This is a genomic window from Stenotrophomonas sp. IS26 (assembly GCF_054188265.1).
The window spans coordinates 119,437-139,498 of record NZ_JBSZJV010000001.1; the positions used below are offsets into that span (position 1 = coordinate 119,437).

At 68.3% G+C, this 20,062-nt stretch carries 15 protein-coding genes; 8 read left to right on the plus strand and 7 right to left on the minus strand.

All coding sequences use genetic code 11. The features are described from left to right. Positions 1-51: 51 nt before the first annotated feature. Complete coding sequence (locus tag ACW6W5_RS00480; RefSeq protein WP_121040854.1) at positions 52-1,857, minus strand: monovalent cation:proton antiporter-2 (CPA2) family protein; 1,806 nt, start codon at positions 1,855-1,857, stop codon at positions 52-54. Positions 1,858-2,202: 345 nt separating this feature from the next. On the opposite strand from ACW6W5_RS00480, the gene mgtE reads away from it, so the two are divergent. The 3 genes from mgtE (at position 2,203) to ACW6W5_RS00495 (ending at position 7,123) form a co-directional block, all read left to right on the plus strand. Then, a complete protein-coding gene (gene mgtE / locus ACW6W5_RS00485; RefSeq protein WP_121040852.1) occupies positions 2,203-3,573 on the plus strand; it encodes a magnesium transporter in 1,371 nt (456 codons plus the stop codon). Between the two features lie 74 nt (positions 3,574-3,647). After that, a complete protein-coding gene (locus ACW6W5_RS00490; protein ID WP_152152122.1) occupies positions 3,648-6,377 on the plus strand; it encodes a bifunctional acetate--CoA ligase family protein/GNAT family N-acetyltransferase in 2,730 nt (909 codons plus the stop codon). Positions 6,378-6,424: 47 nt separating this feature from the next. After that, positions 6,425-7,123: an alpha/beta fold hydrolase gene (locus tag ACW6W5_RS00495; RefSeq protein ID WP_121040848.1), complete on the plus strand. Its 699-nt coding sequence runs from the start codon at positions 6,425-6,427 to the stop codon at positions 7,121-7,123. Between the two features lie 60 nt (positions 7,124-7,183). Here the strand turns inward: ACW6W5_RS00495 and dkgB are convergent, their stop codons facing one another. Together dkgB and ACW6W5_RS00505 are read right to left on the minus strand one after the other, a co-directional pair. Further along, positions 7,184-7,987, minus strand: coding sequence for a 2,5-didehydrogluconate reductase DkgB (gene dkgB / locus ACW6W5_RS00500; RefSeq protein WP_152152124.1), 804 nt, complete (start codon positions 7,985-7,987; stop codon positions 7,184-7,186). A 150-nt stretch (positions 7,988-8,137) separates the two neighbouring features. Continuing rightward, positions 8,138-9,352, minus strand: coding sequence for an MFS transporter (locus ACW6W5_RS00505; RefSeq protein WP_121040844.1), 1,215 nt, complete (start codon positions 9,350-9,352; stop codon positions 8,138-8,140). Between the two features lie 126 nt (positions 9,353-9,478). Here ACW6W5_RS00505 and ACW6W5_RS00510 point away from each other — a divergent pair, with 126 nt between their 5' ends. Beyond that, entirely contained in the window at positions 9,479-10,381 is a 903-nt protein-coding gene (locus tag ACW6W5_RS00510) for a LysR family transcriptional regulator (protein WP_121041334.1), read from the plus strand. Between the two features lie 30 nt (positions 10,382-10,411). On the opposite strand, the gene ACW6W5_RS00515 is transcribed toward ACW6W5_RS00510, so the two are convergent. Continuing rightward, complete coding sequence (locus tag ACW6W5_RS00515; RefSeq protein ID WP_121040842.1) at positions 10,412-12,544, minus strand: methyl-accepting chemotaxis protein; 2,133 nt, start codon at positions 12,542-12,544, stop codon at positions 10,412-10,414. A 181-nt stretch (positions 12,545-12,725) separates the two neighbouring features. On the opposite strand from ACW6W5_RS00515, the gene ACW6W5_RS00520 reads away from it, so the two are divergent. Further along, the gene (locus tag ACW6W5_RS00520; protein WP_152152127.1) at positions 12,726-13,178 is read left to right on the plus strand and encodes an Rrf2 family transcriptional regulator; all 453 of its coding nucleotides are present in this window, start codon (positions 12,726-12,728) and stop codon (positions 13,176-13,178) included. Continuing rightward, on the plus strand, positions 13,168-14,076 hold the full coding sequence (locus ACW6W5_RS00525) for an NAD(P)/FAD-dependent oxidoreductase (protein WP_152152128.1): 909 nt from the start codon (positions 13,168-13,170) through the stop codon (positions 14,074-14,076). The genes ACW6W5_RS00520 and ACW6W5_RS00525 overlap by 11 nt, the downstream gene beginning before the upstream one ends. A 95-nt stretch (positions 14,077-14,171) precedes the next feature. Here ACW6W5_RS00525 and ACW6W5_RS00530 read toward each other — a convergent pair whose 3' ends face one another. Continuing rightward, positions 14,172-15,131, minus strand: a complete 960-nt coding sequence (locus tag ACW6W5_RS00530) for an aldo/keto reductase (RefSeq protein WP_152152130.1) — start codon at positions 15,129-15,131, stop codon at positions 14,172-14,174. A 173-nt stretch (positions 15,132-15,304) separates the two neighbouring features. Here ACW6W5_RS00530 and ACW6W5_RS00535 point away from each other — a divergent pair, with 173 nt between their 5' ends. Both ACW6W5_RS00535 and ACW6W5_RS00540 read left to right on the plus strand, forming a co-directional pair. After that, positions 15,305-16,165, plus strand: coding sequence for a class I SAM-dependent methyltransferase (locus ACW6W5_RS00535; RefSeq protein ID WP_152152132.1), 861 nt, complete (start codon positions 15,305-15,307; stop codon positions 16,163-16,165). Positions 16,166-16,291: 126 nt separating this feature from the next. After that, on the plus strand, positions 16,292-16,831 hold the full coding sequence (locus ACW6W5_RS00540; RefSeq protein WP_152152188.1) for a pseudouridine synthase: 540 nt from the start codon (positions 16,292-16,294) through the stop codon (positions 16,829-16,831). Positions 16,832-16,890: 59 nt separating this feature from the next. Here ACW6W5_RS00540 and ACW6W5_RS00545 read toward each other — a convergent pair whose 3' ends face one another. Together ACW6W5_RS00545 and hrpB are read right to left on the minus strand one after the other, a co-directional pair. After that, positions 16,891-17,280 (minus strand): hypothetical protein, encoded by a 390-nt coding sequence (locus ACW6W5_RS00545; protein ID WP_121040832.1) that lies wholly within the window; start codon positions 17,278-17,280, stop codon positions 16,891-16,893. A 183-nt stretch (positions 17,281-17,463) separates the two neighbouring features. Next, entirely contained in the window at positions 17,464-19,968 is a 2,505-nt protein-coding gene (hrpB, locus tag ACW6W5_RS00550) for an ATP-dependent helicase HrpB (RefSeq protein WP_152152134.1), read from the minus strand. Between the last annotated feature and the right edge of the window lie 94 nt (positions 19,969-20,062).

Consider the following 20,062-nt stretch of genomic DNA (forward strand, 5'->3'; position numbering starts at 1 on the left):
CGCTGGCCGGCAGCGCTCAATGAGGCACGGGCAGGTGCACCTGCAGGTTCATCAACGCGGTGGGTTGCCGTCCACACCCTTCCCCTCACTCTCCGCATCCGCCTCGAACAGATGCATCAGGTCCGCGCGCGCATCGCGCGAGGTCTGGATCACCGCCGCCTCGTCGTCGTAGACCAGGTACTGATCGCGCAGCAGCTTCTCGTCGTGCTCGCGGAAGCGCTGCACATGGCTGCGTGCGGTTTCCACCGACATGCCCAGCGCGATCAGCATCCGTTCGCTCAGTTCCAGGCTCGTCCCGAACACCTCGCGGAACGGCTCGGCGGACATGTCCATCAGGCGCCACGCATGCTGGCGGTTACGCGCGCGCACCAGCACCACCGCATCGGGATACATGCGCCGGATCAGCCGCGTGGCCCGCATGTTGGCGTCTGGATCATCCAGCGTGACCACGTAGACGCGGATGTGCTCGCCGCCGGCGGCGCGCAGCATTTCCGGCCGGGTCGGGTCGCCGTAATAGAGCTTGTTGCCGAAGCGGCGCAGGTCCGAGACCGTATCCGGATTGGATTCCAGCGCCACGAACGGGATCTTCTGCGCGGTCAGCAGGCGCGCGACCACCTGGCCGAAGCGGCCCATGCCGGCGATCATCACCTGTGGCTGCACATCGGTGATGTCGACCTTGTCGGCGGGCTGGGCAGGCGTCTTGGGGCCCTCGTCGCGGCCCAGCAGGCGGATCAGGCCGATCATCAGCAGCGGCGTGATCGCCATCGACAGGCCGACAATCGCCACCAGCCGATCATGGTTGGCGTTGCCAAGCAGGTGCGCGCGCTGGGCCTCGTTGAACACCACGAACGCGAACTCGCCGCCCAGCCACAGCACGCTGCCCAGCAGCACCGCGTGGCGGGTCCGCAGCTTGGCCAGCTTGCCGATGCCGAACAGCAGGCCGAACTTGACCACCAGCAGGATCGCCACGCCTGCCGCGATCATCATCGGCTCGGCGACGATGCGGTCCAGGTCGATGCCCATGCCCACGGCGATGAAGAACAGGCCGAGCAGCAGGCCCTTGAACGGCTCGATCTGCGATTCCAGCTCATGGCGGAATTCCGAATCGGACAACAGCACACCGGCCAGGAACGCACCCAGGCTCGGGCTCAGTCCGGCCTCCTGCATGAACCATGCGGTGCCCAGCACCACCAGCAGCGCAGTGGCGGTGAACACCTCCGGGCTGCGGGTGCGCGCAATGATGTTGAACAGCCGGCGCAGCACCGGGCGGCCGCACAGGATCACCACCGCCAGTGCGCCGATGGCGATGGCCACGTCGTTCCACTGCAGGGTGTCGTTGCGCGCACCGCCGAGCAGTGGAATCGCGGCCAGCAACGGGATCGCGATCAGGTCCTGGAACAACAGGATGGCAAAACCCAGGCGCCCGTAATCGCTGTTGATCGCTTTATGCTCGGACAGCAGCTGCAGCCCGACCGCGGTGGAGGACAGTGCCAGAGCGATGCCGACGATCAACGCGCTCTTCCACTGGAAGTGATCCAGCATCAACAGGCTGCCCAGCACCAGCGCGCTCAGCGCGACCTGCAGCGCGCCAGCGCCGAACACCGAGCGGCGCATCACCTTCAGGCGGGCGGGCGACAGCTCCAGGCCGATCACGAACAGCAGCATCACCACGCCGATCTCGGCGGCGCTGAGGATGCGGTCGGCATCCTGCACGAAACCCAGGCCATCCGGGCCGAGCACCACGCCGGCCGCCAGATACCCCAGCACGGCGCCCAGGCCGAGCTTCTTGAACACCGGTACCGCGATCACTGCAGCCAGCAGCAGCACCAGGGCCAGCTCGAGCGCGCCGCTATGCATGGGGGAACCTGCTCATGGGGGTGTGTGCCGTGCGGGTGGAAAGCCTCCCCGGGGCGGCCGGGGCCTGTGGCCAGGGCCACGCAGTATTATGCGGCCGCCATGGGCGCCCAAGGCGACTGCCACCGGAACGGCATCCCGGACAAGGGTTGACCTGCGTCACACCCGGGTCCAGACTGCCCGCCGCTGCTGGCGTCCGCCGTCGGCAGTAAACCCTTCCGGAGTCCCCAACCCATGTCCAGCGACAGTAGAAGTCGACCTTGCTCGACGCCAGCGATGGCCACCGCCTGACACGGGTCGGTTCGCCAGCGTTGGCGTCGCGCAATGCGATACCCACAGGCGAATACGATGAACCAGAAAGACCTGCTGCGCCCGGTGGCCGATGCCGCCTCGTTGAGCGCACCCCTCGACAATTTCAACACCGCCGACGCGGTGGAATTCCTCAACACGCTGAGCCTGTCGCGCGCCGCCGACACGCTGGCCGCGTTGCCGTTGCCGCGCGCGGTGAAGATGCTCGAGCAGCCCGAGCTCAACCGCGGCGGCGATCTGGTAGCGGCCATGCCGGTGGCCCGCGCCGCAGCCCTTCTCGGGCTGATGGCCGATGACCGCGCCACCGATATCGTCCACGAGCTGGACGAGGACGAGCGCGCACGCCTGATCCCGCTGCTCAGCCCGGAGGCGCGCAAGGCGATCCAGCAGCTGCTGAGCTACCCGGCGCACACCGCCGGCGCGCTGATGACCACCGAGTTCGTCAGCGTGCCCTCGGACTGGACGGTTGGCCGCACCCTGCAGCACATCCGCGAAGTGGAGCGCACCCGCGAGACCGTCTACGCAATCTATGTGCTGGACCCGCACACCCGCGCGCTGGTGCAGGTGGTCACCATGCGCCGGCTGATCACCGGGCTGCCCGAGGAGCCCATCCTCGACGTCGCCCAGGTCAACCCGCCGGTGACGGTGGATGTGCAGCTGGATCAGGAAGAGGTGGCGCAGCTGATCCGCCGCCACGACCTGCTCGCGATCCCGGTGGTGGACGCGCAGCACCATGTGCTGGGCATCGTCACGGTGGATGACATCCTGGATGCGCTGATCGAAGAATCCACCGAGGACGTGCACAAGTTCGGCGGCATGGAGGCGCTGGAAAAGCCGTACATGCAGATCGGCTTCTTCGAGATGCTGCGCAAGCGGGCCGGCTGGCTGAGCGTGCTGTTCCTCGGCGAAATGCTGACCGCCAGCGCGATGCAGCATTACGAAGACGAGCTGGCGCGCGCGGTGGTGCTGACGCTGTTCATCCCGCTGATCATGAGTTCGGGCGGCAACTCCGGCTCGCAGGCGACCTCGCTGCTGATCCGCAGCCTGGCCCTGCGTGAGCTGCGCCTGCGCGACTGGTGGAAGGTGGCGCTGCGCGAGGTGCCGACCGGCATCACCCTGGGGGCGATCCTGGGCGTGCTGGCGATCATCCGCATCGTGTCCTGGCAGCTGCTGGGCCTGCACGACTACGGCGAGCACTGGCAGCTGCTGGCACTGACCATCGGCGCGGCACTGGTCGGCATCGTCACGTTCGGCTCGCTGTCCGGCTCGATGCTGCCCTTCATCCTCAAGCGCCTGGGCTTCGACCCGGCCAGCGCCTCGGCCCCGTTCGTGGCCACGCTGGTGGACGTCACCGGTCTGGTCATCTACTTCAGCATCGCCGCGATGATCCTGCGCGGCACCCTCCTTTAACAGGGACGGAGGTCGTTAATAACAGGGACGGGGGTGATTATTAATCACCCCCGTCCCTGTTACTGTCTGGTCGCATGAGCACCTACCACCTGCAAGCCGTCTTCCGCCCGCAGTCGGTCGCCGTGATCGGCGGCAGCCCGCGTGAACGCTCCGCCGGCCGCGCGGTAATGCGCAATCTGCGCGACACCGGCTTCCCCGGCAACGTGGCCTGGATCAATCCGCGTTACAGCGAGATAGACGGCATCCGCACGGTGAAGCGGCTCAAGGATCTGGACTGGGTGCCGGAGCTGGTGGTCATCACCGCCCCGGCCAGCATCGTGCCGCAGGTGGTGGCCACCGCCGCCGAGCGCGGTGTCAGCGCGGCGATCATCCTCACTGCCAACCTGGGCGAAGGCCCGGGCTCGCTGGCCGCGCAGGTGGAGGCGGCAGCACGGCCCAAGGGCCTGCGCATTCTGGGCCCGCACTGCCTGGGCGTGATCGCCCCGCATGCGCGCTTGAACGCCAGCATCGCCGCGCACTTCCCGCAGGCCGGTGACCTGGCCTTGATCTCCGAATCCAGCGCGATTGCCGCGGCCCTGGTGGAGTGGGGCGTGGCGCGCTCGGTCGGTTTCTCCGCCGTGGTTTCGCTCGGCGACACCCTGGATGTCGACTTCGGCGACCTGCTGGATTACTTCGCCACCGATTACCGCACCCGCGCGATCCTGCTGTACGTCGAGCACATCCGCGATGCGCGCAAGTTCATGTCGGCCGCGCGTGCCGCTGCGCGCGCCAAGCCGGTGGTGGTGGTCAAATCCGGCCGCCACATCCGCATCAATCCCGATGCCGATACCCACGTGCAGGCGCTGGCCAGCGCCGATGCGGTCTACGGGGCGGCATTCAACCGCGCGGGCCTGCTGCGCGTCAGCGCGCTGGATGAGCTGTTCACCGCGGCCGAAACACTGGGCCGGCTCGGCACCTTCCCCGGGCGTCGCCTGGCGATCCTGAGCAACGGCGGCGGGGTGGGGCGGCTGGCGGTGGACCAGCTGCTGGCCCTGCGCGGCAGCCTGGCCGAGCTGTCGCCGGCCACCGTCGCACAACTCGATGCGGTGCTGCCGCAGGGCTGGTCGCGCAGCAATCCGGTCGACATCGTGGTCGATGCCGACGGCGACCGTTACGCCGCGGCGATCGAAGCGCTGATGTCCGATACCGAGAACGACGCGGTATTGGTGGTCAACGTGCCGACCGCGTTCACCTCCTCGGCCGATGCCGCGCAGGCGCTGACCCGCACGCTCGGCCTGCGCCCGCGCCACCATCGCGACAAGCCGGTGTTCGCGGTGTGGCTGGGCAACGACGATCGTGCCACGGCCACGCTCAATGCCGCGCGCGTGCCGACCTACCCGACCGAAGCCGAGGCGGTCCGCGGCTTCCAGCATCTGGTGCGCTACCGCGACGCGCAGGCCGCGTTGATGGAAACCCCGCCCAGCCTGCCCGAGGATTTCGTGGTCGATACCGCCGGCGCCCGCGCGCTGGTGGAGGCTGCGCTCGCCGCCGGCCAGCAATGGCTGGACCCGATCGCCACCCACCAGCTGCTCAGCGCCTACGGCATTCCGTCCGCGCCGGTGATGCAGGCCCGTGATGCCCACGAGGCGATGGACCTGGCCCAGCCGCTGCTGGAGCAGGGCGCCACCGTCGCGATCAAAGTGTTCTCGGCCGATATCCCGCACAAGTCCGATGTGGATGGCGTGCGCTTGAATCTCAGTACCCTGCAATCCGTGCATGCGGCGGCCACCTCGATCATCGCGCGCGCGCACGAAAAGCGACCCGATGCGCGCATCGATGGCGTGCTGGTGCAGCCGACCATCGTGCGGCCCAAGGCGCGCGAGTTGATCGCGGGTATCGCCGACGACCCGACCTTCGGCCCGGTGATCGTGTTCGGCCGTGGCGGCACCGCGGTCGAAGTCATCGACGACAAGGCGATCGCCCTGCCACCGCTGGACCTGCGCCTGTCGCACGAACTGATCGGGCGCACGCGCGTGTCGCGCATCCTGAAGGCCTACCGCGATGTCCCGGCCGCCGACGAACGCGCGGTCGCGCTGATCCTGGTCAAGCTGGCCCAGCTCGCCGCCGACATTCCCGAGATCCGCACGCTCGACATCAATCCGCTGCTCGCCGACCGCGACGGGGTGATCGCACTCGATGCGCGCGTGGCGATCGAACCCTCGCGCAAGCTGCACAAGGGCCGCGGCCATCCGCGCTTCGCGGTGTTCCCGTATCCCAAGGAATGGGAGCGCACCATTACCCTGTCCGACGGCGCCCCCGCCTTCGTGCGACCGGTCCGCCCCGAGGACGACGCGCTGTTCCGCGCCTTCTTTGCGCGCGTTACCGATGACGACCTGCGCCTGCGCTTCTTCCAGTCGGTGAAGCATTTCAGCCACGAGTTCATCGCGCGCCTGACCCAGCTCGACTACGCGCGCTCCATCGCGCTGGTGGCGATCGATCCGCGCAGCGGCGACATGCTCGGTGCGGTGCGGCTGCATGCCGATGCAGACTACGACCGTGGCGAGTACGGCATCCTGATCCGCTCCGACCTCAAGGGCCACGGCATCGGCTGGCGGTTGATGGCGATCATGATCGAGTACGCGCAGTGGCTCGGCCTGAACATCATCGAAGGCCAGGTGCTGCGCGAGAACAGCACCATGCTGGCGATGTGCCAGAGCCTGGGCTTCAAGACCCGGCTCGACCCGGACGATTCGACGGTGATGGTGGTGACCCTGCCGGTGCAGGATGTGCAGGTGCCGCAGGCGCCCGATCCTGCAACGCACTGAGCCGATCGCGGTACGGCGCGGGCACGTGGGCGGGGCGACAATACGGCATGACTGATCGTATCCCCCTGCTGCTGCTCCCCGGCCTGCTCAACGACGCTGAACTCTGGCGCGCGCAGATCGCCGACCTGTCCGATATCGCCGCGTGCATCGTCGGCGACCAGACCCGCGGCGAGACGATGCAGGCGGTGGTCGAGGACGTGCTGGCGCAGGCACCGGCGCGTTTCGCCCTGGCCGGTTTTTCACTGGGCGGCTTCGTGGCGCAGGCGATCCTGCGCACCGCGCCGGAGCGGGTGCTGCGGCTGGCCCTGGTCGATACCTCGATCCATGCCGACTCGCCCGAGCGCGCCAAGCAACGCCAGACCCAGCGGGCCAGCGTACGCCTGCCCGGGAAATTCCACGGCTTCGGTGACACGTTGATGCGCAGCTACATCGATGCCTCGCGGCTGGATGATGACGTGCTGGTACAGCGCGTACGCGACATGACCGCACGGCTGGGTGCGGACGTATTCCTGCGCCAGAGCGCATTGGACCGGGAGGATGGCCATGACGTGCTGACCGGGTACCGCGATCCCCTGTTGATCGTGTGCGGTGCGAACGACCGCATCACCCCGCTGGCGATCAGCGAGGCGATGCACGCGCTGGTGCCGGATTCAACCCTGGTGGTGCTGCCCGATTGCGGCCATCTGGCCCCGATGGAGAAGCCCGACGAAGTCAGCGCGGCAATGCGGGACTGGTTGCTCCGGTAGGTGCCGGCCGGCGGCCGGCACGCACCATCCCGCGCCCGACCAGCGGTCGGGCGCTGTCCATCAATCCCAGGCCGGCGCGATCCCCTCCGGATTGGCCAGGCGATGTCCGCGGTCCAGCGTGGCGATCTGCGCCATGTCCTCATCGCTCAAGCGCAGTTCCGCAGCCAGCAGATTGCCGGCGAGGTTGTCGCGCTTGGTCGAGGACGGAATCACCGCGAAGCCCTGCTGCAACGCCCACGCCAGCGCGACCTGGGCCGGGGTGGCCCGGTGGTGCGCGGCGATGGCCTGGATCACCGGGTCCTTGAGCACTTCGCCGTAGGCCAGGCTCATGTACGCGGTGACATGGATGCCCTGTTCCTTCAGGAACGCGATCAACGCGCGGTTCTGCAGGTAAGGGTGGACTTCGATCTGGTTGGTGGCGATCGCATCGGCACCGAGGATCGCGATGGCCTGGCGGGTCTGGGCGATGGTGAAGTTGGAGATGCCGATCTGGCGGGTCAGGCCCTGCGACTTGGCCTCGGCCAGTGCACCGAGATACTCGGCCATCGGCACCGCGTCCTTCGGCGACGGCCAGTGGATCAGGGTCAGCTCGACATGGTCGGTGCGCAGCTTGCGCAGGCTCTCGCGCAGGCTCTCCAGCAGCGCGTCGTGGTGGAAGTTGGCGATCCAGATCTTGGTGGTGAGAAACAGATCATCGCGCGCCACGCCGGACTCGGCGATGGCCTGACCGACCTCGGCTTCGTTCTCGTAGATCTGCGCGGTATCGATGGCGCGGTAGCCGACGTCCAGTGCGTTGCGCACCGAGTCGATCACGGTCTGGCCCTTCAGGCGGAAGGTGCCGAGGCCGAAGGCGGGAATGCTCATGGAAACTCCTTCATGGGGGTGAGGTGCAGGCTACGCCGTGCACCGTAAAGCGACGTAGAGCCGACCGTGGGTCGGCTGCGGTTGCGTGAAACGAATCGTGGGTCGGCTGTTGTCGCGTACTGCCGACCGTCGGTCCGCTGCCGGGAGCGATCAATGCGCACTCACGGCGATGCCTTCGGCGCGGTCGGCAACCCCATCGCGGCGGTCCAGGCGGCCACTCCATGCGGTCAGGCCGAAGGCGCCCATCACCACCAGAGCGCCCAGCCACGGGGTGTGCATCAGGCCGAAGTGATCGACCACCAGGCCACCCAGCGAAGCACCGAGCGCGATGCCGACGTTGAACGCGGCGATGTTCAGGCCCGAGGCCACATCGGCGGCCTGCGGGGCGAACCGCTGTGCCTGCTTGACCACGTATACCTGCAGCCCGGGCACGTTGCCGAACGCCACCGCGCCCAGCGCGAGCACGGTCAGCAGCACCAGCCAGGTGTTGTAAGCGGTGAAGGTGAGCGCGAACAGCACCGCGGCCAGCAACGCGAAGATCAGCTTCAGCGCCGGGATCGGGCCGCGGCGGTCGGCCAGGCGGCCGCCCCACAGGTTGCCGATCGCCACCGACACGCCATAGACCAGCAGCACGCCACTGACCGCATTGGCCGAGAAACCGGTCACGTCCTGCAGGATCGAGGCCAGGTAGGTGAAGGACAGGAAGGTGCCGCCGTAACCGAGCGCGGTGATCGCATACACCAGCAGCAGGCGCGGCTGCGCGAGCACGGCGAGCTGCTGGCCGAACGTGGCCGGTGCGCTGCGCTGCAGGTTGCGCGGGACGAAGAGCAGGCTGCCGATCAGCGCGATCACACCGAGCCCGGCCACGGCCAGGAAGGTGGCGCGCCAGCCCAGGTGCTGGCCGATGAAGGTACCCAGCGGCACGCCGGTGACCAGCGCCACGGTGAGGCCGGTGAACATGATCGCGATCGCGCTGGCGGCCTTTTCCTTGGGCACCACCGAGGTGGCGATGATCGAGCCGATCGAGAAGAACACACCATGCGCCAGGCCGGTCAGCACGCGCGCCACGATCAGCGAGCCATAGCCCGGGGCCATCCAGGCGATCACGTTGCCCAGGGTGAACAGCAGCATCAGCGCGACCAGCAGGGTCTTGCGCGGCACTCGCCCGGTCAGCGCGGTAAGCACCGGTGCACCGACCGCCACGCCCAGCGCATACAGCGAAACCAGCAGGCCGGCCGAGGGCAGGGTGACGCCGAGGTCGGCGGCGATGGTCGGGATCAGCCCGACGATGACGAATTCAGTCGTGCCGATGGCGTACGCACCCAGCGTCAACGCCAACAAGGCCAAGGGGATACCACGGGACATGGACGGATACCGGTGGGGAGCAAGGCTGCGCAGTCTGCGCGCCGTACTCTTGCGGAAAAAGCGGCCTTCACGCCAATCACTGTTGCCCCATGGTCAATAATGGGCCCCTTCCGCCCGGCCGCCGCCATGAAAACCACCCTCGATGAGATGCAGGCCTTCATCGCGGTGATCGACAGCGGGTCGATCACCGCCGCCGCCGAACAGCTTGGCCAGACCACGTCCGGTGTCAGCCGGGCACTGGGCCGGCTGGAGGAGAAACTCGGCACCACGCTGTTGACCCGCACCACCCGTCGCCTGCAGCTGACCGAGGAAGGCGACGCCTTCCTGGCCCAGGCCCGCGCGATCGTGGCCTCGGTGGAAGCGGCCGAGGAGCAGATCGCCGCCCGGCGTCAACGCCCGGCCGGGCGCCTGCGTGTGGATGCGGCGATGCCGTTCGTGCTGCACGTGATCGCCCCGCTGGTGGCGAGCTACCGCGCGCGCTATCCCGAGGTGGCGCTGGAACTCAACAGCAGCGAGCGCTACATCGATCTGCTGGAGCGGCGCACCGATGTGGCCATCCGGATCGGGCCACTGGCCGATTCCACCCTGCATGCACGGCCGCTGGCGCACAGCCGCCTGCGCGTGATGGCCAGCCCAGCCTACCTGCAGCAGCACGGCACCCCGCGCGATGTCGCGGCACTGGGCACGCACACCCTGCTGGGTTTCAACGAGCCCGATTCACTCAATCACTGGCCGCTGCCCGGCGCGACCGACGCGCTGCTGCACGTGCGCCCGGCGGTGGCGGTCTCCAGCGGCGAAACGCTGCGCCGGCTCGCGCTGGAAGGGGTGGGCATCGTCTGCCTGTCCGACTTCATGACCCACCGCGACCGCGAAGCCGGCACCCTGGTGCAGCTGTTGCCGGACCTCACCGTGGAGGTCCGCCAGCCGATCCACGCCGTGTACTACCGCAACACGGCAGTCTCGGCGCGGATCAGCTCGTTCCTGGATCACCTGGCGCAGGCCATGGTGGGCACCCCCTACGCCCGGTAGTGCCGGCCGCTGGCCGGCACTACGGCTGCATCACGCCGCGCGCGCCAATCCGCTCACCGCCCCGCGCCCGGCATCCAGCACGAACACATCCACCGCGGCATTCAAGGCCACGGCCTGCTCTTCCATGCTGCGCGCCGCCGCGGAGGCTTCCTCCACCAGGGCCGCGTTTTGTTGCGTGGTTTCGTCCATCTGCACCACGGTCTGGTTGACCTGTTCGATGCCGGCCGACTGCTCCTGCGACGCGGCGGCGATGTCGGCCATGATGTCGGTGACGCGCTGCACGCTGCCGACGATCTCGCCCATGGTCTGCCCGGCCTGCCGCACCAGTGCTGCGCCACTGTCGACATCGGCGACGGACTGATCGATCAGCGCCTTGATCTCCTTGGCCGCACCGGCCGAACGCTGCGCCAGCGTGCGCACTTCGCTGGCGACCACCGCAAAGCCGCGGCCCTGTTCACCGGCACGTGCCGCTTCGACGGCTGCGTTCAACGCGAGGATGTTGGTCTGGAAGGCGATGCCGTCGATGACGCTGATGATCTCGGCGATCTGCCGCGACGAGGACTGGATCGCGCCCATCGTGGTGACCACCCGGCCGACCACCTCGCCGCCCTGCGAGGCGACGGAGGCGGCACTGATCGAGAGCTGGTTGGCCTGGCGTGCGTGTTCGGCGTTCTGGCGCACCGTGGAGGTCAGCTCTTCCATCGAGGCGGCGGTCTCCTCCAGATTCGCTGCCTGCTGCTCGGTACGGCGCGACAGGTCGCTGTTGCCTGCAGCGATCTCGCCCGCGGCGGTCTGGATCGACTGCGCGGCCTGCTTGATGTCGCCGACGATGGTGGTCAGCTGACCGGTGGTACGCGCCATGTCATCGCGCATGCGGGCGAACACGCCGTGGAAATCGCCCCGCATGCGCGCGCTGAGATCACCGCCGGCGATCGCCTGCAGCACGCGTGAGACCTCGCCCAGATCCTGCTCGGTGGTCTGCATCAGGCGGTTGAGGCCGCCCACCATCTCGCCGAAGTCGTGCTGGTAGCGCGCTTCATCGCCGCGCTGGCTGAAATCGCCTACGGCAGCCGCTGCGGCCAACCGCTTGATCTCGGCATTGATCGCACCGAGGTTGGCCTTGGCCGTATCCAGCGCCTGGGTGATCACCGCCTTTTCGCCGGGCAGGCGCTCCATGTCCACCGACAGATCACCGACCGCGTAATGGCCCATGATCTCGATCGCGCGCAGCTTCACCTGGATATGGTTGGCGACCAGCGTGTTGGTGTCGCGCACCATCTGGCCGTAGCCGCCGGGGAACACGCTCGCGTCCATGCGGTAGCTGATCTCACCGGCATCGTGGCGCTGCGCCATCGTCGCCTGTGCGGCCAGCACGTCCTTCAGGGTCTGGGTGACCTCGCGCATCGCGGTGCCGAGGCGACCGATCTCGTCGCCGCTGCGCACCACCACGGCATGCTCCAGATCACCGCGTGCCACCGCGCGCGCGGCCGCTTCCACCGCAACCACGGGCGCGATCACCGCGCGGCGCAGCCACAGGGTGAGCACCGCCAACAGCATCAGCGCCGCCAGCGCCGTGACCATGGCCGAGGCGACCAGCGCGGCGCGTGCGCGTTCGGAGGTGGCGTTGGTTTCGTACTCGGCACGTTCGCTGGCACGCGCGGCCAGCGCATCCAGCGTAGTGCCCACGGCCCGGTCGGCGCCGAGCACCAGTGCATCGCCGGCCTGGGTGTCATAACCACTGGCCGCGAACGCCTCGAGCGCGCCGCGGTAGCGAGCGTCCAGTGCGCGGTGCTCGGCCAGGAACTGGTTGGCCAGCGTGCGGGTCTGTTCGTCGCGGCTGGTGGCGAGCGTACCGGCCAACGCTTCGATGCGGCGTCCTTCCGCATCAAAGGCTGCCAGGTGGCGTTCGCGTTGTGCGTCGTCCGCACCGCGGATCAACACGTTCTTCCACTCCTGCACCTGCAGGCGGAACTCGCGCTGCAACAGCTCGGCCTGTGCCTTGCGAGCCACCTCGACCGGCACCTCGGCCGAGAGGTTGCGCCAGGCCGAACCCAGGCCGGCCAAGGCGGCCAGCACGATGATGACCAAGCCGAGCGACAGCGCGCCCAGCAGTTTGAATTGAAGACTCAGGGCGCGTGGACGCGCCGGTGCGGAGGACGTCATGAGAGATCAAAAGTGAGGAAGGGCGATGCGGTATCGGTCTGTCAGGAACAGGCTGAAGTGCGACGCCAATCACGGTTACCGTTCCATTAAATGTTGTGATGATGGCGTGTAGATGAAATATGGTCATGCATGGAACAAAACAGGACTGGACAGGCAACTGATATGTAACTATCGTTGTTACATGAAAGCCAGCAACCAGTTCTCCGACGCGCTGCACGTGATGGCCCATCTGGTCGGCCAGCACGGCCCGCGCACCTCCGAGCAGCTCGCCACCTGCCTGCCCACCCATCCGGTGGTGATCCGGCGCCTGCTGTCCGCCCTGCACAAGGGTGGGCTGGTCACCAGCGTGCGTGGCCATGGCGGCGGCAGCCAGCTGGCCCGGGAACCGGCGCAGATCACGCTGTATGACGTGTACGTGGCCATCGGTGCGCCTGCCCTGCTGCACACCGGCGCCCGCGAGACCGGCCGCGGCTGCCCGGTGCAGCGCGTGGTCAACGACGCGCTCGATGACAGTTACCGCCAGGCCCAGGCCCTGCTCGAGGCCCGCCTGCGCGACACCACCCTGGCCACCCTGGGCGAGGCCTTCGCCCGCCATCTGGCCCACCACGCTGCAGGAGTTCCCCATGACCTTTGATGCGATTGTCGTCGGCGGCAGTTTCGCCGGCCTGTCCGCCGCGCTGATCCTGGCGCGGGCCCGCCGTGAGGTGCTGGTGATCGACAGCGGCCTGCCGCGCAACCGCTTCGCCGCGCATTCGCACGGCGTGCTCGGCCAGGACGGCATCGCCGGCGCCGAGCTGCTGCGCAACGCCAAGACCCAGCTGCTGGACTACCCCACGGTGCGGTGGATCAGTGACACGGTCACCACCGCCCAACCGACCGTGGATGGCTTCGTGGTCGGCACCGCGAACGGTGACACCTGGGCCACGCGCAAGCTGCTGCTGGCGACCGGCATCCGCGACGAACTGCCCGAGCTGCCGGGACTGGCCGAGCGCTGGGGGCACAGCGTGGTGCACTGCCCGTACTGCCATGGCTACGAAATCGGCGGCGGCGCGATCGGGCTGCTGGGCGGGCATGAGAAATCCGCCACGATGGCCGCGCTTCTCGCCGACTGGGGCGACGTCACCCTGTTCGCACACGGCATGACGCTGGAGACCGACGACCTGGCCGCGCTGCAGCGCCGCGGGGTCAACATCGAGCATGCGGCGGTGGTTGGCCTGGAAGGCGAGGCGCCAGCCCTGAGTGCCGCCGTGCTCGCCGATGGCCGCCGGGTTGAACTGCGCGCGCTGTTCGTCACCGCGCGGCAGCACATGGCGGCACCGCTGGTCGAGCAGCTCGGCTGTGCGCTGGAGGACAGCCCGATCGGCGTGCTCATCCAGGTCGACGCGGGCAAGCAGACCAGCGTGCCCGGCATCTACGCGGCGGGCGATGCCACGCTGGTGGGCAATATCAGCCTGGCCAGCGCCGAAGGCTTGCGCGCCGGGGTGAGCCTGCACCATGCGCTCGTCGCCGAGGACAGCCGGGCCAGCCGATAAGACCCGGGGCCCGGCCGGTCCGGGAGCGGAATGCCCAGCCCAAACGGACACAGCCGCCCTGCGGCGGCTGTCCTCCGTCAGACCTGCCGGTGGGCTCAGGCCTGTTCGGCGCTCGCCGCATCAAGCTGCTGCACATCCTGCGCGGACAGCGCGACGTTCGCGGCCGCCAGCACATCCTTCAACTGCTCGACACTGGTGGCGCTGACGATCGGCGCGGTGATGCCCGGGCGCGCGATCAACCACGCAATCGCCACCTGCGAGGGGCTCACGCCATGCGCGCTGGCTACATCGTCCAGCGCGGTGAGGATGCGCAGCCCGCGCGGATTGACGTACTTGTCGACCACGCTCTGGCCGCGCGCGCTGCTCTTGCCCGCATCGGCCGCACTGCGGTACTTGCCGCTGAGGAAGCCACTGGCCAGCGAGTAGTAGCTGATCACGCCCAACTGCGCTTCGCGCACCACCGCTTCCAGCCCGGATTCGTAGCCGGCACGGTCGTACAGGTTGTACTCCGGCTGCAGCGTTTCATAGCGCGGCAGTTTGTAGTCGGCCGATACCCTCAAGGCATCGCGCAGACGCTCGGCGCTGTAATTGGAGGCACCGATCGCGCGCACCTTGCCCTGTTCGATCAGGCGACCGAAGGCGGCCAGCGTGGACTCCAGCGGCGTGGATTCATCATCTTCGTGCGCCTGGTACAGATCGATCACGTCGGTCTGCAGGCGGCGCAGCGAATCCTCCACCGCAGCGGTGATGTTGTCGGCCGACAGGCCGGGGTGTTCGGACCACTTGGCCACCTTGGTCGCCAGCACCACCTTGTCGCGCTTGCCGCTGTGCTTGAACCAGCGGCCCAGGATGGTTTCCGATTCGCCGCCCTGGTTGCCGGGCACCCAGGCGGAATAGACGTCGGCGGTATCGACCAGGTTGAAGCCGGCATCGACGAAGGCATCGAGCAGGGCGAAGGAGGTCTTCTCGTCCGCACTCCAGCCGAAGACATTGCCGCCGAAGGCGATGGGGGCGACATGGAGGCCGGAACGACCGAGTTCGCGCGTAGCAGTCATGGGTGATGTTCTCCCTGGGAATCGTTTCCACAGCATACGGCCGGGGTGGTGACAGCGTTGCGGCAGCAGGCACAAAACAGTGTTCCGGAATGCTGCGTCGCACTAACGTTTTGTGAACACCTGTACACGCTTCGCTGCTAGGCTCGCGGCATCCCGCTACCGGAAGCTCGCCGATGAAAGCCCGTTCGTTGACCTGTGCCTGCCTGTTCACTGTTTCCACCCTGATGCTTGCCGCCCCCGCGATGGCGATCAAGCCCGCCGGTCCGAACGCGCAGGTCGCGATCACCCCGGCCGTGCAGAAGGCCGTGCAGGACAGCCGCCGCGATCCGGCCAACGTCAAGCGCGATGCTTACCGCCATCCGGCGCAGACGTTGTCGTTCTTCGGTGTCGCGCCGGGCCAGACGGTCATCGAGATCACCCCGGGCAACGGCTGGTATTCGGAGATCCTCGCGCCGCTGCTGCACGACAAGGGCCAGTACGTCGCCGCCGTGGTCGATCCGATGGCCGTGGCGGAGGGACGTGGCCGCGACTACCAGCAGCGCAGCCGCGACGGGCTGGACAAGAAATTTGCCGGCGACGCCGCGGTGTTCGGCAAGAGCCGTGTGGTCGCCTATGACCCGAAGGCGCCAGTGTTCGGCCCGGCCAACTCGGCCGATGTGGTGCTGACCTTCCGCAACGTGCACAACTGGCGCAGCAGCGGCCAGGCCGAAGGCATGTTCAAGGGCTTCTTCTCGGTGCTCAAGCCGGGCGGCGTGCTCGGCGTGGTGGAGCATCGTGCCAAGGCCGATGTGCCGGCAGACGACAAAACCGGTTACGTGGGCCAGCAGCAGGTGATCGCGATGGCCAAAGCCGCCGGCTTCGAACTGGCCGGCAGCAGCGAGATCAACACCAATCCGCGCGACACCAAGGATTACCCGAACGGCGTGTGGACGCTGCCACCGACCAACCAGCATGACGCGGCCGATGAGGCCAAGTACCAGGCGATCGGCGAAAGCGACCGCATGACGCTGCGCTTCGTGAAGCCGGGCAAGTAAGCGACCCGCGCAGGCCATGGCCCGCGCGTCCTGCTCAAGATGAACGTCATCGGCTGACGTTCGCGCGGATCGCGGCAGCGGCACGGGGATGGGACAATGGGCCATCCCACCGCCGCTGTTGCCCCGATGCTGATCGCCTTCAACAAACCGTTCAACGTGCTGTGCCAGTTTACCGACCGCAGCCAGCCGCCGCGCGCGACCCTGGCCGGTTTCGGGCTGCCACCGGCGGTGTACGCGGCTGGCCGGCTGGATTACGACAGCGAAGGCCTGCTGCTGCTCACCGATGACGGCGGCCTGGCACACCAGTTGACCGATCCGCGGCACAAGGCCGACAAAACCTATTGGGTGCAGGTCGAAGGCACGGTGACCGATGAGCAGGTCCAGGCGCTGCGCCGTGGCGTGCTGCTCAACGACGGGCCAACGCTGCCGGCCGGTGTCGAACGGCTGGAACCGTCGCCTGAGCTGTGGCCGCGCACGCCGCCGGTGCGTTTCCGCAAGACGGTGCCCGATGCGTGGCTGGCGATCACGCTGCGCGAAGGCCGCAACCGCCAGGTGCGACGCATGACCGCGGCGGTCGGACTGCCCACGTTGCGCCTGGTGCGTGTCTCGATGGGCGCACATGCGATCGGCGATCTTCAACCCGGCCAATGGCGCGAGGTCGGATAATAAAAAACCGCCGGTAGCGACCGGCGGTTTCGATGCACATGCGGTAACGCGTCAGCGGATCAGGCGTCGCTGCCGATATCGCTGGTTTCGTCCACCACGGTCTCGTTGCGGCGGTTGCGTGCGCTGATGCGCTGCGCCTGGCCGTTCACCACGCCGCCGTTGGCAAGCTTCTTCTTCTGCTGCTTGCGGTACAGCGCGTAGCCCAGCAGCCCCACGCCGACAGCGGCAGCGGCGATGGTCACGGCCGGATTGCGGCGCACCACCTTGGCGGCGACCTTGCTGCCGGTCTTGACCGCACCGAGTGCGGCGCCAGTCTTGATCCAGTCGGTCGCCTGCGGCCCGAAGTGACGCAGGTTGCTGCCGGCATGCTTGAGGCCGTCACCGGCGGTGCTGGCGATGTCCAGGGCACGCTCGAGGGCGCGGTCGGTAATCACAGTCAATCTGCTCATGGGGGGGCCTTGCCTAAAGGTTCTGATCCAGTGTCGCGCGGTGGCCGTGTAGGGCGTGTTATCCATTTGCCACGGCCGGATCACGACTGTAGCCGGTTCCCCGCGCTGCGCGAGCCACGTGCCGGGCGATGGTCAGGTGACAGCCATGAATGCGCGCATCGGGTGAGGAAGGGGGCGGCGTGCTCACGTGCCGCGCGGCTTGGCGCGGTGTGTCGCGTTCGCCGTCCACGGATCGTCCGGCCACGGATGCCGGGGATACCGCCCCTTCATTTCCTTCTTCACCTCGGCGTAGGTGTTCGCCCAGAAGTTGCGCAGGTCCTGGGTGACCTGCAGCGGGCGGCCGCCGGGGGACAGCAGGTGCAGCGTCAATGGAATGCGGCCATCGGCGATGCGCGGGGTATCGCTCAGGCCGAACAGCTCCTGCAGTTTGACCGCCAGCACCGGCGCCTGCGGGGTGATGCCATCGGCATCCACTGCGTAGTGGATCGGGCGCTCCATGCCGGAGGGGACGATGATGCGGACCGGGGCATGACGATCGATCAGCTGGCGTTGCGCCCACGGCAGCGGTGACCTCAGCGCTTCGCCGAGGCTGGATTCGTCGAGGGCATCCAGGCGTGTCTTGCCATTGAACGCGGGCGTCAGCCAGGTCGGCAGCGTCGCCATCAGCGCTGCATCGGAGACGTCCGGCAACGCCAGTTCCGGCATCCACGCGCGCACCGCCAGCGCACGCGCCTGCCATTGGCGCAGGCCCTCCGTCCACGGCAAGGCATCCAGGCCGAGTTCGGCGACGGCCTCGGTCAGGGCTTTCGCGGCGTGGGCGGGGTCCACGCGGCCGGCCGAGCGGCTGTCCAGTACGATGCGATCGAAGCGGGTCTCACGGCGGGCGACCAGTGCGCGCTTTTCGCCGTCCCAACGCACCACGTCGTCCTGCGTGAAGCGCGCCGGGAAGTCACGGCGCAGGCGGTTCTCGTCCACCGGCGCGGCGCGCAGCAGCAATGCGTCGCGTGCCTCATAGCGCAGTTCAACGGCAACCAGCCACGGCTCACCACGCAGGTCGCTGGGATCGAACAAGCGCGCGCTGCGGCCGTTGGCCAGCAGGTAGCGCAGCGGATCGGTGGGATGGCGGGCAGCGATCCGGTCCGGGAACGCATGTGCGAGCAGGTCGCCGAGCTGATGCGCTTCGACTGAGGAAGGGGGCGCGGCATCACAGCGCAGGCGTCGCCGCCACTGTTTGCTGGCGGCATCGATCGTGGCCAGGCCGCCGCGGTTGGCGTCGTGGGGTGCCCGCCCTTGGCGGAACGCCGCCAGCGCCCGCCACCGCGCGGCGAGCGCATCACCGCCCTGGCGCAGCGGATCGCGCGCTTCCACCAGCGCGGCCAGATCGCAGGCCAGGGCCTGCTCGACACCACTGCCTGCCGCCATCAGCATCGCCGCCAGGCGCGGATGCGTGCCGAGGGTCAGCATGCGCCGGCCCAGCGGGGTCAGTGTGCCGCTGTCGCTGAGCGCGCCCAGGCGCTGCAGCAGTTCACGCGCGGCGGCCAGTGCACCGGCCGGCGGTGTATCGACGAAGCGCAGGTCGTCACTGCCCCAGGCGGCCAGCTCCAGTGCCAGCGAGGCCAGTTCCACCTGCGCGATCTCGGGCCGACGCTGTGCCTCCAACCGCTGCGACTGCGGCCACAAGCGCCACGCCCAGCCCTCGGCGACACGGCCGGCACGGCCGGCACGCTGATCGGCCGAGGCCTGCGCGATGTTCACCACGTCCAGGCGCGCGAAACCGCTGTTGGGGTCGTAACGCGGCTCGCGTGCCAGACCCGCGTCGATCACCACCCGCACGCCGGGCAGGGTCACCGATGACTCCGCTACGTTGGTGGCCAGCACCACGCGGCGGCGACCGCCGGGATCGGGCTGCAGCACCTGCGACTGCTGGTCCACCGGCAGTTCGCCGTGCAGCGGCAGCACCTGTACGGCCGGGTCGAGCACGGACTGCAGCGCCGTCTGCACGCGCGCGATCTCGCGCTGGCCGGGCAGGAACACCAGCACGTCGCCGGGATGCTCGGCCAGCGCCTGCTCCACCGCACGCCGCGCCTGCGGTTCCAGTGCCTCGTCGCGGCGGGCGGGGAAGTGCGCGATCGTGACCGGGAAGCTACGGCCCTCACTGCTCAGGCGCGGCGCATCGAGAAACTGCGCCAGTCGCTCGCCGTCCAGCGTGGCCGACATCACCACGATGCGCAGGTCCTCGCGCAGCTGGGACTGCACGTCCAGCGCCAGGGCCAAGCCCAGGTCAGCGGCCAGATGCCGTTCGTGGAATTCGTCGAACAGCAGCGCGCCCACGCCTTCCAGCAGCGGGTCGTCCTGCAGCATCCGGGTCAGGATGCCCTCGGTCACCACCTCGATGCGGGTTCGGGCCGAGATCCTGTTCTCGAAGCGGATGCGGTAACCGACGGTGTCACCGATGTTCTCGCCCAGCTGCCGCGCCATGAACTGCGCGGCGCTGCGGGCGGCCACGCGGCGTGGCTCCAGCATGATGATCCTGCGGCCTTCCAGCCACGGCGCATCCAGCAAAGCCAGCGGCACCTGGGTGGTCTTGCCGGCGCCCGGTGACGCTTCCAGCACCAGGCGCGTGTGGCCAACCAGGTGGTCGAGAATCTGTGGCAGCAGCGGGGAGATCGGAAAAATCGGCGCATTCATGGCGCAAGGATACGGTGTCTGCAGGGCGCGCTGATTGCCAGCCACGGGCAGGCATGCTTCCCTGTGCCGCCCCGCTGTACCCGGACGTGTAGAT